A 15,636-nucleotide genomic window follows, 5' to 3' on the forward strand; every position below is an offset into this window, starting at 1 on the left:
AAAAGGGCGAAAAAATAGCTGGTTTCTGTCGCAAAAAGGGAATCCGTTGCCAAAGAACATCACCTGTCACTTGCGCCGACGCTTGCTGGTGTAGTGGTGAAGGTCATGCAGCATGGTCTGGCGCACAGAACGTTCGGCAGCATGGGCGGCTTCCTTGCGGTCCACCGAAGGGTCAAACAGGATCGGTTCACCATAGGTGAGCGATACATCCAATGCGCCTTCCTTCATCAAGGCCCAAAGATGCGGCACCAGATCCATGTCGCCATACCAGGCGGCCATATGGCGATGCTGGCGCCCCATGGGCACACCATGCAGAGCTGTGTAGGCAATCGAAAGCGGCTGGATCCAGACCTTCTGCTGCGGGCCGGTTCCGTCTTGAGGGCCATTCTGCTCAGACGTCATGGCCGCCTTTGCAGCGCCAATGAGGGCCGAGCGGAAGGGGAGCACCCGGTTGCCATCAGACGAGGTGCCCTCGGCAAAAAGGACCATGGCGTCGCCTTCCTTGAGGCGTTGTGCGATCTCTTTGGCGACCGCTCCGGTGGCCGAGCGCTTGGTACGGTTGACAAAAATCGAGCGCTGCAGCCTGGCAAACAGTCCGAAAATCGGCCAACTGGCCACTTCGGATTTGGCGATGAAGGATAACGGCTGCAGACTGCCCAGCACCACGATATCGGTCCAAGAGCAGTGATTGGCCGTGATCAACACCGCGCCATCGCGAATGGGCGCTCCATTGATGGTCTTGTGAATGCCGAGAGCCAGACAATTGACGCGGTGAAACAACACCGGAATCCAGCGTTTGCTTGGCAAATTGAGTGTTACCGACAGATATTGCAGGGGGATAAGGATGATAGCGACAAGCGCGATAAGCGTGATTGCCATGCTGGCCCGTATCGTCGATACGGACAAGCCTGATTGCCTTGATGGGGACCTTGGAATTGTCATGCTCCATAACCTCGATCAGACGACCTTGGGATCAGGTCTGGTCCCGACGATTGTCAGAGAGCTATTTGTCTGATTCTTCAATGGGCACACCATAGAGCTCAAGCCTGTGATCAACAAGCTTGAAACCGAGGCGGCGGGCGACTTCCTGTTGCAGGCGCTCAATCTCTTCATCGCGAAACTCGATCACCTTGCCTGTGCGCAGGTCGATCAAATGGTCATGATGCTCTTCGGTGATGGTTTCATAGCGTGAGCGGCCATCACGAAAATCATGGCGTTCGATGATGCCACTGTCTTCAAACAGCTTGACGGTGCGATAAACGGTGGAGATGGAAATATTGCTGTCGATTTTGACCGAACGGGCATACAGCTCCTCCACATCAGGATGGTCGATGGCACTATCCAGAACACGGGCAATGATACGCCTTTGTTCGGTCATTCGCATGCCAGACTTGGCGCACAATTCCTCAATGGTCGTCTTTTTGTCTGCTGTCATAGCGATGATGCCTTCTGTTCACCTTGCGGGGTGCCCAATATACGGCGCTTGCTCAATGGTTCGATCTGCATGATCCAGGCCGTTGAGGCTTCGCCGTTATCATTGTGGTAATAGCCTTTTCGTTCACCCACTTTAGTGAACCCAAAGCCACCGTAAAGGGATAATGCAGCTTTGTTGCCTGCGTCAACTTCCAGAAAAAGCTTGGCAACGCGATTGCCATAAAGATGCCGGATCATCTCCTGCATCAATTGTTTGCCACCACCAGTCTTTTGATGGTCAGGGTCCACGGCAATGGTCAGGATCTCCGCTTCATCCAGAACAGAACGAGCGAGCACAAAGCCGACGGGCTTGTCCGTGATGCGCAAATTGCTCCGGCGCAGCACGAGCGCCTCTACAAACTTGTCCTGCAGCAGGGTCTGAAACTCGCTTGCCGACCAGCCGCGCGAAAAGCATCGGCTATGAATATCAGCCAAATCAGCAATGTCCGCATAAGCGGCGGGCATGACCAAAGATGTCGTTTTGAGCGGAAAAATCATGATTTCCCTCCCGAACAAAGCCGACGGCTGAAAGAACCAGACGACTTGAGCCAAATGCGGAGACTATCCTTGCGGAATCAATGCACCATGTTCCCACTTGAATGCAATAGGTTCCAGACCCCTAAATGTAGAAGAAACGGCAAAATTACTGGTGTGCGATGGCTTTTGAGGCCTGCGGCTTGGCGTCTGGCGCCCGGAGATACAGCGGAGCGGGAGGCGTCGCCGCTTTGGGTTCATCAAGCGCCCAACGGGCAAGTGCCGCCATGCGTGGATAGGAAACCGGAAGGAAGGTCGCATTCTCAAGCTTTTCACCCGGTGCTGCGGCGATCACAAGGGGAGCGCCATTGCCAATAAGGGTCAGGTCGGGGAATGCGGTACACTCTTGTGCAAACTGGTATGCCGTTTTGGCTTCGGCTTCCGAGATGGCTTGTGGTGGGGTGCATTCATCACCAAGGGTGAAGAACTGTCCGTAAATCTGGTTGCGACGGGCGTCGATAAAGCAGCCGATTGTACCCCTTTTGCCGGAGGCCTGCGCATCAAGAGCCAAAGCCATCAGCGTTGAAGCGCCAATGACGGGAATATCCAGCGCCAGTGCCAGAGCACGCGCCGTGGCAAGCCCGACGCGCAGACCGGTAAAGCTGCCCGGACCAACGGTGGCGGCGATGCGGGTGAGATCTTTATAGGCGAGCCCCTGCCCATTGAGCAAAAGCTGCAGCTCATCCATCAGATGCTCTGCATGGCCACGGCCAAGAGCAAGGGAACGTTCAAAGTGAGTCACTTTTCCATTGGCGCGGATCGCCAATCCAACGGAACAGGCCTCCAGCGCTGTATCCAGCGCCAGACAAATTTCTTGCTCTTGGGTCACGATAATTCAGATCCGCCGTCTAGTCTTTCAAGGGGGAAGCAGGTCGGGATTAAACCTGCTTGACTTCCTGCACGTCAGGAAGGAAATGGCGCAAGAGATTCTCGATGCCATGTTTCAGTGTGGCTGTCGCCGAAGGGCATCCGGCGCAGGCACCGCGCATGGTCAGATAGACCACTCCGTCGCGATAGCCGTGGAAGGTGATGTCACCACCATCCTGAGACACAGCAGGGCGCACGCGGGTATCGAGCAATTCCTTGATCGTTGCCACGATATCGGCGTCGGCTTCATCAAAATCTTCGCCGCCCAGCTGCTCGGCTTCCTCTTGCTTGATCACCGGCGAGCCAGACATAAAATGCTCCATGATAGCGCCTAGAATGGCCGGCTTGATGTGCTGCCAATCGGTATCGCCCTTGGTAATGGAGACAAAATCGAACCCGAAAAACACGCCTTCCACACCATCGATCGTAAACAGCTTCTCGGCCAGAGGCGAGGCTGTTGCTTCACTGGCGGAACGAAAATCCATGGTGCCCGATTCCAGAACAACCTTACCGGGAAGGAATTTCAGGGTCGCGGGATTGGGGGTCGCTTCGGTCTGAATAAACATACGGTTTCCTTTTGGAGCATGGCGTCGCAATCACTCTCATGCGCTGCTCCCCATCATATATGCTATTATGGTCGGCGAACAATCGAAAAGTTCAACACTTTTCTGTCGTCCTGCATTTCTGCTTTAGATATGGGTTTCACCGCGATCTTCAAGGCGCGCGTCAAAAGCTGGCGCCAAAGACCGGCATTCTATCGGCCTGAGGTCCTGATTTCTAACAGATGGCCTTGATATCGTCATCCGATAGATCGCCGGGCACGATGGTGACCGGCAAGGGAAACGAGGATTTGCCCGATTGACTGGAAATGGAAGAAACAAGCGGACCAGGCCCTTCCTTGGAACCAACGGCGGCGGCCAATACCAGAATGCCGATATCCTTGTCTTCCTCGATCAGGGCCGTAATCTGCTCAGCCACCTTGCCATCACGCACAACACATTCAGTGGGTACAGAAGCGATTTCTTCCACGCGCTCTTTATATTCTGCCAGCCGCTCGTGAGCGGCTTCATGGGCTTCGGCAAGCATGATTTCTTTCACGCCGAGCCAATGATTGAAATGTTCTAGCTCGATAGCCACCATCATCACCAATGCTCCGCCGGTCGCAGCCGCCCGGTAGGTTGCATAGGTTATGGCGCGGTCACATTCCTCCGTGTCGTCGACAACGACAAGAAACTTTCGGGTGTGACCTTCATCGTGAATTGTGCGTTTCATAATCATGAAATGACCCTGCCATGTCGCGCCTCTTTGGGCAAGAGGCACCTTTGCGAACTACCCAGCCTTTAAGGGACACCCCGCCCAAAGACCATTGCGTAAGTAGACCAAGTTCTGCGGCAAAAAACAACCCGGCGACCAATCCGCTGGTTGCCGGGTGTATGAGATTTTAATTCCGGTTCCGAAATGAATTTGAAATGGTCCGGTCAGCTGCGAATGAAGCCGACGATATCCTTGACCTGATTAAGGACCGGATTGGCAATAACGGCGGCCTTCTCGGCCCCCTTTGCCAACACGGCATCAATATGATCAGGATTGTCCATCAAGCGACGCATTTCGTCGGTAATCGGAGACAGCTTGCTGACCGACAGATCGATAAGAGCCGGTTTGAAGGTGGAGAATTCCGCTCCGCCAAACTCACCCAGAACGTCAGCCTTGCTTTTGCCCGAGAGTGCAGCATAGATGCCGACAAGGTTGGAAGCCTCGGCGCGGCCGGTAAGACCATCCAACTCGCTTGGCAGCGCTTCGGGGTCCGTCTTGGCCTTGCGAATCTTGAGGGCAATCGCATCGGCATCATCGGTCATGTTGATGCGTGCCTTGTCCGATGCATCCGAAGAAGACATCTTCTTGGTACCATCACGCAGGGACATCACACGCGGTGCCGGGCCGCCGATCAGCGGTTCGGTCATCGGGAAGAAGACCTGTTCTGGATCGGTTGTCTCGTTACGACCAACATTCTCCACGCCATAGCCCAGCGCAGCGATGCGCTCTGCATAATCGACGTTGAATTTCTGCGCGGTGTCGCGACACAGTTCTACATGCTGCTTCTGGTCTTCACCAACTGGCACATGCGTGGCCTTGTAAACCAGAATATCGGCAGACATCAGGTTGGGATAAACAAACAGTCCGGTGGACACATTGTCCCGGTTCTTGCCTGCTTTATCCTTGAACTGGGTCATGCGGTTGAGCCAGCCCATCCGTGCCACGCAGTTGAAGATCCAGCCCAGTTCGGCATGGGCGGAAACACGGCTCTGGTTGAACACGATATGCTTCTCCGGGTCGATGCCCGAAGCGAGAAAGCCTGCAGTCACTTCGCGGGTGCGACGCATCAACCCTTCAGGGTCTTGCGTAACGGTGATTGCATGCATGTCAACGACAGAGAAAATACAATTGTAGGACGACTGCAACTCGACAAAGCGAGTGATGGCACCAAGATAGTTGCCCAGATGCAGGTTGCCCGATGGCTGAATGCCGGAGAAAACGCGTGGCTCGAAAATGGCCATGATCAATCCTCGTGATGTTGCCCAGGCGGTTGGAAGCGCGAGGGGGAGGTTAAAAAGACGCCGCACTGTCACATATTCCACGTCAGATGAGCGCGGCGGGACCAATGCGGCTTCGGGCGTTATCGGACAAGAGCAGGGCGGATGCAAGACAATTCCTGCAACCGATAACCGTTTTGTCGTCATCCTTTACGGCGAAGGCGGTTTTTGAACTCGGAAAGAGAGAAGGCGCCAGTGCCAATCGCGGCGATGAGAAACAATGCCATCCCCGCACCGACGAGCGCTGCCAGCGCGCCGATCCGCGTTGCCAGCAGCGGGGCGTCGAACCAGGGGGCGAGATAATCGGCTAGCCAGTAAATCCCGCCACCCATGATAAGGGAAGAAAGGGAAAACATGATCAGGCGCTTGATCAGAAGAGCATCAGCATGAAAATGACCTCTGCGCCAGAGCGTGATGCCCAACAGCAGCGTGTTGATCCAGCCAGCACTCGTTGTGGCTACGGCGATGCCCACATGCTGGAAGAAGGGGAACAGCAGAAGTGAACCACCGACATTGATAATCATGCCAACGGTGGCAAATTTCATTGGAGTTTTGGTATCTTCGCGTGCAAAGAAGCCCGGCGACAGCACCTTGTTGAGCACGAAGGCGGGCAGGCCGAAAGCATAGGCTGCCAGTGCCATGGACGTCATGCTGGTGGTATGCTCGGTGAACTGGCCGCGCTGGAACAGCACTTCGATGATCGGTCCGGGCACAACGGCCAGTGCGACAGCTGCGGGCAGCGTCAGGAACATGGCAAATTCCATTGCCCGGTTCTGGGCATGATCCACCGCAGCTTCATTCTGCGCTCTGACCTTGCGCGTCAGGTCCGGCAGCAGCACTACGCCGATGGCGATCCCCACCACACCAAGCGGCAGCTGATAAATGCGGTCGGCATAATAGAGATAGGACACCGCACCCGCCTGAAAGGACGCGATGATGGTGCCGATGGTGATATTGAGCTGTGTCACCCCGCCCGCAACGATGCCCGGAACGCCCAGTTTGAGCAGTTTCTTGACATTGGCCGTATAGGCCGGTCGGCGTAGATGCAAACCGAAGCCAGAGCGCAGGAGCGCCCAGACAAGAGCGGCCAACTGCACAAAGCCGGCAACAAACACACCCCATGCCAGAAAATATCCGGCCGTGGCTCCGTTTTCCGCCTTGACCAACAGGATCAGCATAAGGGTGCCAATCAGCACCACATTGAGCAATACCGGCGCAAAGGCGGCTGCAGCAAAGCGGCCGAGGGAATTGAGAATGCCCGAAAGAAAGGCAATCACCGACATGCATAAAAGATAGGGAAAGGTGATCCGCGTCAGCACAACGGCTAGGTCGAATTTGCTCGGATCTTCGTTAAAGCCCGGTGCCAGAATATGGATCATCCATGGCATGGCCAGCTCTGATAGCGCCGTGAAGATCAGTAGCACAAAAAGCAGGCCAGCCAGAATTTCTTCGGCCACGCGCCGCGCGCCCTGCGGTCCGTCTTCCTGTAGGGAGCCTGCAAAAATGGGAATGAAGGCCGAGTTGAACGCCCCTTCGGCAAAGAGGCGGCGAAACAGGTTCGGCAGGCGGAAGGCCACGAAGAAGGCATCGGCGACAGGCCCCGAGCCGAGGCTGGCAGCGATCAGTATATCCCTGACAAAGCCCAACGCACGGCTTGCAAGCGTTGCCACCCCGACGGTGGCGAAATTCTTCAGCATCGACATGCCTTATCCTTCCGCAATTCCGCTGACAAAGGAGCCAGCCGAAAGCACTTATAGTGCGCTTGAGGGCACAATCAATGCCAATCCTAGGGCTGGCAACAGCTTGTTTTCAGATAGCCCAAGGAGCCCATGAAACGAATTTATCGCTTGGGCTCTTCCTTGGGTTTGCCCGTCAAGGCCTCCATCATGCGCTCTTCGATGGCTTTTTTGCGGTCGGGGTTGGTGATTTTGGCCCCCGTCAGGTCTGTCACATAGAAAGCATCCACAATGCGCTCACCATAGGTGGTGATGTGCGCCGAGGCGATATCGAGATTGAGCGCAGATAGGGTTCGCGTGAGGGTGGATAGCAGCCCCGAGCGATCCATGCCTTCGACCTCGACAACCGTTGATCGGTTGGAAAGCTCATTGTTGACGGAAACCTTGGATTTGGTCCGGAAGGTCTTGAAGCGCTTCTTGTGCCCTTCTTTCTGTTTGACCAGAGGTGGCAGGCGGGTTTCGCCCTTGAGCACCTGCACCAGCAGATCAACGATCCGGTTGGCCCGACGGCGTTCGTCACGATCTTCATCGAATTCGCGATTGATCAGGATGGTATCCAGCGCTCGCCCGTCAGTGGTGGTGAAGACCATGGCATCAACAATATTGGCCCCCGCTGCGGCGCAGGCACCAGCAATCATGGACAGCAGGCGCGGATGGTCTGGCGCCAGTATCGTGATTTCGGTGATGCCTTCGAATTCGTAAGGCTTGATGGCCGTGGCGACCTTCTGGTTTTCCTTGTCGGCCTGACGGATCAACTCGGCATGTTCCACCGCGCTGTCCACGTCGGTGCGCGACCAATAGGCTTCGTAATGCAGATTGAGGTAATTTTCGACGTCGGCTGCATTCCAGTCGGAGAGGCGCGACGCGACACGCTCCTTCATGGCAGCGACGCGCGCATCGCGGCTCTTCTGCGAATGGCCGCCAGTCAAAATCGGTTCGGCTTCAGAATAAAGCGTGCGCAGCAATTGTCCCTTCCAGCCGTTCCAGACACCCGGCCCAACGGCCTTGATATCGGCAATGGTCAGAATCAGCAGCATGCGCATCTGTTCCATGGTTTGCACCACGGCGCAGAAGTCGAGAATGGTCTTGCGGTCGGAGAGATCGCGCGACTGGGAAACCTGACTCATGGTCAAATGTTCCAGCACCAGCCAGGAAACCTGTTCGGTCTGTTCTTCGGTCAGCCCCAGGCGCGGGCAAAGCTCCAGCGCCACCTTGGCGCCAGCGGTGGAGTGGCTTTCCGGACGGCCTTTGGCGATGTCATGCAGGAACACCGCGACATAAAGCACAAGGCGGTCTTTGATATCGAGCACGAAATCATGGGCCAGCGGATGTTCATCGCCCAGCTCCTGCTTTTCAATCTCCGAGAGGATGCCCACTGCACGCAACAAATGCTCGTCCACCGTATAATGGTGATACATGTTGAATTGCATCATCGCGACGATGCGACCAAATTCGGGAATGAACTTGCCCAGAACGCCGGATTCGGTCATGCGACGCAGGATGCTTTCGGGGTCATTGCGCGAGGTAAGAATACGCAGGAATATGGCATTGGCCTCGGGATCATTGCGCAGATCATTGTCGATGAGATTCAGATTGCGATGAATGGCCTGCATGGCATCAGGATGGAAAGACACATTCTCCCGATCGGCCAACTCGAAAATCTTGAGAAGATTGCGCGGATCTGACGTAAATGTCTCCGCGCTCTCCACGGAAATGCGCCCGTGATCGATGAGGAACCCTTCCGCATTGCGCACCTTGCGTCGCTTGAACGGAGAAGGAATCGGAATGGCGGCAAAAAAGCGATTGATGCCCGGCGCGGATTGTCCGAAATCCTCTTCCAACGCCGAGCAGAAAATACGTGTGATCTCGCCCACTTCCTTGGCAACAAGGAAATAATGCTTCATGAAGCGTTCGACCCCGTTCTGTCCGGGGCGCTTGCGATAGCCAAGGCGCGTGGAAAGCTCGCGCTGTACATCGAACGAGAGACGCTCTTCCGGCCGATCTGTCAAGAAATGCAAATGACAGCGCACGGTCCAGAGATGGTTGTTGGCCTTCTTGAAGCGGTTATATTCCTCTTCGGTGAAAACCCCCGCCTTGATCAGCGCGCGGGCGCGGCGCACGCGATAGGCATATTGCCCGATCCAGAACAGGGTCTGGATATCGCGCAGGCCGCCTTTGCCTTCCTTGATATTGGGTTCGACCATATAGCGCGAATTGCCCTGCTGATTATGGCGGGCGTCGCGTTCGGCCAGCTTGGCCGCAATGAATTCGGCTGAAGTGTTGCGCAGCACATCCTTGTCGAACTTCTCGATCAGCTCATCATAGAGCTTTTTCTCGCCATCAATGAAGCGGGCTTCAAGGATCGCGGTGCGGATCGTCATGTCGCTGCGCGACAGGCGCACGCACTCATTCAGCGTGCGGGTGGCATGGCCAACCTTCTGGCCCAGATCCCACAGCATATAGAGAATATATTCAACGACACTCTCGCCCCAAGGCGTCTGCTTGTAGGGTAGCAAAAACAAAAGGTCGATATCGGAATGGGGCGCAAGAGTGGCGCGGCCATAGCCGCCCACGGCCACCACGGACAGATGCTCGGAAGAAGAAGGATTTTCAGCCGGATAGACATGCTCAATGGCAAAGCGATAGATCAGCGTGATGATCTGATCTTCCAGATAGGAGAGACGAATGGCACACAGGATGCCAAGACCATCTTCATTCAGCAGGGTTTCTGCTCGGGCGCGCCCCTTCTGCAAGACATCCTTGAAAAGCTGCAGTATCTCGGCTCTTGTCTTGAAGTCGGAAACATCTCCCCCATGCTCGACAACAATTTGTTCCAGTTTCGCCTTGGTGGCATCAAAGTCAATCAGACCGTCATTCTGGGGGGCAATGATCATGTTTTTTCGCCTTGTCTCTTTCCGCTAACGGCATCCATGGCACAAATAGATTTGATTTCTGGTTAAATTGGCCAAAATATCTCTGTATTTACTATAATATAGGCGCAATGAAGCGCAAATGAGAGCATACAGGGAAAAGCCGGACTTATGCGTCTGTCTGTGCGCCTGCCGCCCTCTTAACCCTGAAGCAGGGCCTTGAGCTTGTAAAGCGCCTCATGGGCTTCACGCGGGCTCATATCATCCGGATCGATCACTTGTAGCGTATCCCTCAAGGCATCCGGCTCCGCTTCGACCAGCTCCTGCTTCTGCATGGATACCGAAAAGAGCGGCAGATCATCGATGGTAGCCGCCGGTGACTGGCGGTCTCCTTCTTCCAGATGTTGCAGCACGTCTCTGGCGCGGGCAATCACCCCATCGGGCAGGCCCGCCAGCTTGGCAACCTGAATACCATAAGAGCGGTCCGCTGCACCGGGCACGATCTGATGCAGGAACACCACATCCCCCTGCCATTCCTTGACCTTCACCGTGGCATTGATGAGCCGTGGCAGCTTTTCATGCAGCACGGTCAGCTCGTGATAATGGGTGGCAAACAGAGCACGGGCACGATTGACCTCATGCAGATTCTCTATGGTCGCCCAGGCAATGGAGAGGCCGTCAAAAGTGGCCGTGCCGCGCCCGATTTCATCAAGGATCACCAGAGAACGCTCCCCGGCCTGATTGAGAATGGCTGCGGTTTCGACCATTTCCACCATGAAGGTGGAGCGGCCACGCGCCAGATCATCGGCAGCGCCAACGCGAGAGAAAAGCCGGTCGACAAGGCCGATATGTGCCGCGTCAGCCGGAACAAACGAGCCCATCTGCGCCAATATGGCGATCAACGCATTCTGCCTCAAGAAGGTCGATTTACCAGCCATGTTCGGACCGGTCATCAACCAGATGCGTCCATGCAGGTGACTGTCCTTGGGGCTAAGGTCGCAGTCGTTGGCAACGAAGGGATCGCTGCCATCCTTCTGTAGAGCGATCTCGACCACCGGATGTCGTCCATTGTGAATGTCAAAGGCAAGGCTGTCATCCACGCGCGGGCGACAATAGTTGCGCTCCTCGGCAAGGCGGGCCAGAGCGATGGACACATCCAACACGGCAATTGCCTGCGCAGCCTGCTTGATCAGGTCTTGAGAGGCAAGGATCGCGTCACGCAGCTGATCAAATATGGAAAGCTCGATGGCCACCACCTTGGCACCGGCAGAGGCGATGCGCGCCTCAAGATCGGCGAGCTCCGTGGTGGTAAAGCGCACCGCATTGGCAAGTGTCTGGCGATGGATGAAAGTCTCGTTCAGCGGCGCAGTCATCAGCCTGTCGGCATTGTTTGCCGTGACCTCGACGAAATAGCCCAGCACGTTGTTATGCTTGACTTTCACCGACTTGATACCGGTCTGCTCGGCATAATCGGCCTGTAGCGACGCAATTACCCGGCGGCTTTCATCGCGCAGGGAGCGCAGCTCATCAAGGCTCTCGTCATAGCCGGAGCGCACAAAGCCGCCATCGCGCTTTTGCAGTGGCATTTCATCATCCAGCGCATTGCTCAGGAGTTGCCCGAGCTCTTGAGGCATGGCAGAAAGGGCAGCCTGTGCTCTTGCAAGCTCGCTAGGCAGGGATGTTTCCGTATGGGCGGAGGCCAGATGATCCATAAGAGCAAAAACAGTGGCGAAACCGCTACGGATGGCGCTCATGTCGCGAGGGCCACCACGATCCAGGGCAAGCCGGGAAAGCGCGCGCGGCATATCCGGTGCCGCCTTGAGATCTTCAAGCAGATCCTCGCGTATCCAGCTATTTTCAAGGAACCAGCCAACCGAATCCTGCCGTGCCAGAATTGGGTCCAGTTCCGCAAGCGGCGCAGAAAGACGAGCCGCCAGCATGCGTGAGCCGCCGCCGGTGACCGTCTGGTCGATGATGGAAAGCAGGCTGCCTTTCTTGTCACCCGAAAGCGTACGCACCAGTTCGAGGTTGGCCCGCGTCGCCGAATCAATCGCCATGGTACGGCCCGAAAGTTCGCGTTGCGGCGGGTTGAGAGGAGGTCGTGCACCAAGCTGGGTCTTCTCGACATAGGCGAGAATGGCACTGGCAGCCATCAGCTCGACACGCTGATAATGACCATGGCCATCCAGCGTCGAGAGGCCGAAATAGTCCAGCAATCGGTCTTCAGCCGTCGCCCCGTCAAAGAAGGCGCGCGGGACAGGTGAGAAGCTGGCGCGCAGTGTGTCCGTCAGTGGGCGGATGTCTTCATCCATCAGCATGTGATCGGCAATGATCACCTCGCGCGCATCAATCCGTGCAAGCTCTGCCCCCAGCCGCAGATGATCAAGCGCCAGAACGCCATAATCGCCGGTGGAAAGTTCCAACCAGGAAAGACCATAAAGCTGCCCTTCATCGCCCGATTTAACGCGGGCAACGGCGGCCAGATAATTGGAGCTGGACGCGTCCAGCAGGCTGTCTTCGGTCAGGGTGCCCGGCGTGATCAGGCGGATGACATCGCGCTTAACCACAGATTTTGCACCGCGCTTCTTGGCTTCCGCCGGATCTTCGGTCTGCTCGCAAACGGCCACCTTGTAGCCAAGGGCAATCAGCCGCTCCAGATAGCCCTCGGCCGCATGCACCGGCACGCCACACATCGGAATGTCTTTCCCCAGATGCTTGCCGCGTTTGGTCAGTGTGATGCCGAGCGCTTGGGACGCTTCGCGCGCATCATCAAAGAAAAGCTCGTAGAAATCGCCCATACGATAGAACAGCAGGCTGTCCGGATTGGCCGTTTTGATCTCGATAAATTGCTCCATCATCGGCGTAGCCTTTGCAGATGGAGATGCTTTTGAGGATGGTTTTTCTTGCCCGGCGCTCGACATGAATGATCTGGTGCTTCCGTTTTAATCGCGAATCTTTAGGTGCCAATCGGCGGCAATCTATCAAGGGATATGCAAGAGAGCCAGCACTGAGCCATTTTGGCGAATTGTTTCACCTCAGCCGAAGGTGTAATGTGAATAACTGCTTACCCTATTATGGCGATGGACAGAAGGGCCCCTACAATTGCTCTTGAGAATTCGACCGGTCATAAACAAAAATAATATTTTTGATTATTCGCATATACTGGAGGATTGTTTTTGTGCGAAGTGTGACTGAGTAGCCAAAGGATAAGAAGCTTTTCAAAAAAGCTCTACCAAAAATGATTGGAGACTACAGTGAAGGTGGATCAGGACAACCCTATTATTAGTGTGACTGTGACGGATGAGGAGGCCTTGGACTTCCATCAGAAGGGCAGACCGGGGAAAATCGAAATTGTTGCAACCAAACCCATGGCAACGCAACGCGATCTTTCTCTGGCTTATTCGCCCGGCGTCGCAGCTCCGGTTCGAGCAATTGCAGAGGATCCCTCAACCGCATTTGATTATACGGCGCGTGGCAACATCGTTGCCGTGATTTCCAACGGCTCGGCCATTCTTGGTCTTGGAAATCTGGGCCCGCTGGCGTCCAAGCCGGTGATGGAGGGCAAGGCAGTGCTGTTCAAGCGCTTCGCCGATGTGGATTCCATCGACCTTGAAGTCGATGCATCGGATCCGGATGATTTCATCAACGCCGTGCGCTATCTTGGGCCTTCTTTTGGAGGCATCAACCTTGAAGATATCAAGGCACCGGAATGCTTTATCATCGAGCAGCAGCTCAAGGAACTCATGGATATTCCGGTATTCCATGACGACCAGCATGGCACGGCTATCATCGCCGCAGCCGGTTTGCTCAATGCCCTGCAACTGACCGGTCGTGAACTCAAGGACACCAAAGTTGTCTGCAACGGCGCCGGAGCGGCGGGGATTGCCTGCATCGAGCTGGTCAAGGCCATGGGCATTCCTCATGAGAATGTCATTCTTTGCGACACCAAGGGCCCGATTTATGAAGGCCGCAAGGAAGGCATGAACCAGTGGAAATCAAAACACGCGGTTCCCACGGATGCGCGCAGCCTGACAGAAGCCCTCAAAGGCGCTGATGTGTTCTTCGGCGTATCGGTCAAGGGTGCGTTGACTCCGGATATGGTGGCTGAAATGGCCCCGTCGCCGATCATTTTTGCCATGGCCAACCCGGATCCGGAAATCACACCGGAAGAAGCCAAGTCAGCCCGTCCTGACGCTATCGTCGCTACGGGCCGGTCGGATTATCCCAATCAGGTCAACAATGTTCTGGGCTTCCCTTATATCTTCCGCGGTGCGCTGGATGTGCGGGCAACCGGCATCAATGATGAAATGAAAGTGGCGGCTGCCCGTGCGCTTGCCTCGTTGGCACAGGAAGACGTGCCCGATGAAGTGGTGAGTGCCTATCAGGGTAGCAATCGACCCAAATTCGGCCCGGATTACATCATTCCGGTGCCGTTTGATCCGCGCCTGATCAGCACCATTCCTCCGGCTGTCGCCAAGGCGGCCATGGAAACCGGCGTTGCCCGCAAACCGATTGTCGATCTTGATGCCTATGCGCAACAGCTTCATGCAAGACGCGATCCGCTGGCTTCAACCCTGCAGGGGGTCTATTCCAAAGTACGCCGCAATCCCAAGCGGGTTGTTTTCACCGAAGGGGAAGAGGAGCAGGTCATCCGTGCAGCGGTTGCCTTTGCCAACGATCAGTTGGGCACGGCGATCCTTGTCGGACGTGATAAGCAGATCTTCAAAACCGCAGAAGAATCAGGCATCGACCTGAATCGCCCCGGCATTGAAGTGGTCAATGCGCGTCTCTCCGAACGGGGTGAGGCCTATGCGGAACATCTCTATCATCGTTTGCAGCGTCAGGGTTATCTTCATCGTGACTGCTTACGCATGGTGAATAATGATCGCAACATCTTCGCGGCGTCCATGATTGCCATGGGGGACGCGGATGCGATGATTTCCGGTGTCACGCGGAATTATTCCATTGTGCTTGAAGATGTGCAGAAGGTCATTGACCCGCATCCGGGCCATCGGGTGATCGGCGTCACCATCGCTCTTTGTAAAGGGCGTACGGTTCTGGTGGCTGATACGGCCGTCAATGAAATGCCGACAGCGCAGGAACTGGCCGATATTGCCGAAGAAACCTCCGGTGTCGCCCGCAAGCTCGGTATCGAGCCTCGGGTTGCCATGCTGGCCTACTCGACCTTCGGCCATCCGGCCGGAGAACGGTCGGAGAATATGCGCGAAGCGGTCAAGATACTGGACCGTCGCCGGGTTGACTTCGAATATGATGGTGAAATGGCTGCAGATGTGGCGCTCAATCCGGATTTGATGAAAGCTTATCCTTTCTGCCGTCTTTCCGGCGCTGCCAATGTGCTGGTGATGCCAGCCTTCCACGCAGCATCCATCTCGACCAAGATGTTGCAGGAACTCGGTGGCGCTACCATTTTGGGGCCTCTTCTGGTGGGGCTGGACAAGCCGGTTCAGATTCTGCCACTTGGAGCCAAGGATGTCGACATCGTCAACATGGCTGCACTGGCCGCCTATAATCTGGGTGTTTGATTACCCCCGGATTGCAACATGA

The 15,636-nt window shown here is 55.7% G+C and carries 11 protein-coding genes; 1 reads left to right on the top strand and 10 read right to left on the bottom strand.

Annotation, left to right across the window (positions count from 1 at the left end):
* Window positions 1–66 precede the first annotated feature (66 nt).
* The 10 genes from BM258_RS11960 to mutS form a co-directional block, all read right to left on the bottom strand.
* The gene (locus BM258_RS11960; RefSeq protein ID WP_090072516.1) at window positions 67–879 is read right to left on the bottom strand and encodes a lyso-ornithine lipid O-acyltransferase; all 813 of its coding nucleotides are present in this window, start codon (window positions 877–879) and stop codon (window positions 67–69) included.
* Between the two features lie 124 nt (window positions 880–1,003).
* Window positions 1,004–1,435 (bottom strand): Fur family transcriptional regulator, encoded by a 432-nt coding sequence (locus BM258_RS11965; RefSeq protein WP_090072518.1) that lies wholly within the window; start codon window positions 1,433–1,435, stop codon window positions 1,004–1,006.
* Window positions 1,432–1,971, bottom strand: a complete 540-nt coding sequence (gene rimI, locus BM258_RS11970; RefSeq protein WP_090072520.1) for a ribosomal protein S18-alanine N-acetyltransferase — start codon at window positions 1,969–1,971, stop codon at window positions 1,432–1,434. The genes BM258_RS11965 and rimI overlap by 4 nt, the downstream gene beginning before the upstream one ends.
* 145 nt (window positions 1,972–2,116) lie before the next feature.
* Entirely contained in the window at window positions 2,117–2,836 is a 720-nt protein-coding gene (gene tsaB / locus BM258_RS11975; RefSeq protein WP_175528047.1) for a tRNA (adenosine(37)-N6)-threonylcarbamoyltransferase complex dimerization subunit type 1 TsaB, read from the bottom strand.
* 49 nt (window positions 2,837–2,885) lie between these two features.
* Window positions 2,886–3,440: a NifU family protein gene (locus BM258_RS11980; protein ID WP_090072524.1), complete on the bottom strand. Its 555-nt coding sequence runs from the start codon at window positions 3,438–3,440 to the stop codon at window positions 2,886–2,888.
* A gap of 211 nt (window positions 3,441–3,651) precedes the next feature.
* On the bottom strand, window positions 3,652–4,152 hold the full coding sequence (locus BM258_RS11985; RefSeq protein ID WP_090072526.1) for a universal stress protein: 501 nt from the start codon (window positions 4,150–4,152) through the stop codon (window positions 3,652–3,654).
* Window positions 4,153–4,352: 200 nt separating this feature from the next.
* Window positions 4,353–5,429: a tryptophan--tRNA ligase gene (gene trpS, locus BM258_RS11990; protein WP_090072527.1), complete on the bottom strand. Its 1,077-nt coding sequence runs from the start codon at window positions 5,427–5,429 to the stop codon at window positions 4,353–4,355.
* A gap of 179 nt (window positions 5,430–5,608) precedes the next feature.
* Complete coding sequence (murJ, locus tag BM258_RS11995; protein WP_090072529.1) at window positions 5,609–7,168, bottom strand: murein biosynthesis integral membrane protein MurJ; 1,560 nt, start codon at window positions 7,166–7,168, stop codon at window positions 5,609–5,611.
* A 137-nt stretch (window positions 7,169–7,305) separates the two neighbouring features.
* The gene (locus tag BM258_RS12000) at window positions 7,306–10,095 is read right to left on the bottom strand and encodes a [protein-PII] uridylyltransferase (protein ID WP_090072531.1); all 2,790 of its coding nucleotides are present in this window, start codon (window positions 10,093–10,095) and stop codon (window positions 7,306–7,308) included.
* A 176-nt stretch (window positions 10,096–10,271) separates the two neighbouring features.
* A complete protein-coding gene (mutS, locus tag BM258_RS12005) occupies window positions 10,272–12,992 on the bottom strand; it encodes a DNA mismatch repair protein MutS (protein WP_090072533.1) in 2,721 nt (906 codons plus the stop codon).
* A gap of 333 nt (window positions 12,993–13,325) precedes the next feature.
* On the opposite strand from mutS, the gene BM258_RS12010 reads away from it, so the two are divergent.
* Entirely contained in the window at window positions 13,326–15,614 is a 2,289-nt protein-coding gene (locus tag BM258_RS12010) for an NADP-dependent malic enzyme (protein ID WP_210186734.1), read from the top strand.
* The last annotated feature ends 22 nt before the right edge of the window (window positions 15,615–15,636 follow it).

It is taken from the genome of Cohaesibacter marisflavi, from assembly GCF_900115225.1.
GTDB classification, from domain to species: domain Bacteria; phylum Pseudomonadota; class Alphaproteobacteria; order Rhizobiales; family Cohaesibacteraceae; genus Cohaesibacter; species Cohaesibacter marisflavi.

Bases quoted from the DNA above. Each gene is read 5' to 3' on its own strand.
- BM258_RS11960 (WP_090072516.1), bottom strand. From the start codon at position 879: ATGGCAATCACGCTTATCGCGCTTGTCGCTATCATCCTTATCCCCCTG.
- BM258_RS11965 (WP_090072518.1), bottom strand. From the start codon at position 1,435: ATGACAGCAGACAAAAAGACGACCATTGAGGAATTGTGCGCCAAGTCT.
- rimI (WP_090072520.1), bottom strand. From the start codon at position 1,971: ATGATTTTTCCGCTCAAAACGACATCTTTGGTCATGCCCGCCGCTTAT.
- BM258_RS11980 (WP_090072524.1), bottom strand. From the start codon at position 3,440: ATGTTTATTCAGACCGAAGCGACCCCCAATCCCGCGACCCTGAAATTC.
- BM258_RS11985 (WP_090072526.1), bottom strand. From the start codon at position 4,152: ATGATTATGAAACGCACAATTCACGATGAAGGTCACACCCGAAAGTTT.
- trpS (WP_090072527.1), bottom strand. From the start codon at position 5,429: ATGGCCATTTTCGAGCCACGCGTTTTCTCCGGCATTCAGCCATCGGGC.
- murJ (WP_090072529.1), bottom strand. From the start codon at position 7,168: ATGTCGATGCTGAAGAATTTCGCCACCGTCGGGGTGGCAACGCTTGCA.
- BM258_RS12000 (WP_090072531.1), bottom strand. From the start codon at position 10,095: ATGATCATTGCCCCCCAGAATGACGGTCTGATTGACTTTGATGCCACC.
- mutS (WP_090072533.1), bottom strand. From the start codon at position 12,992: ATGTCGAGCGCCGGGCAAGAAAAACCATCCTCAAAAGCATCTCCATCT.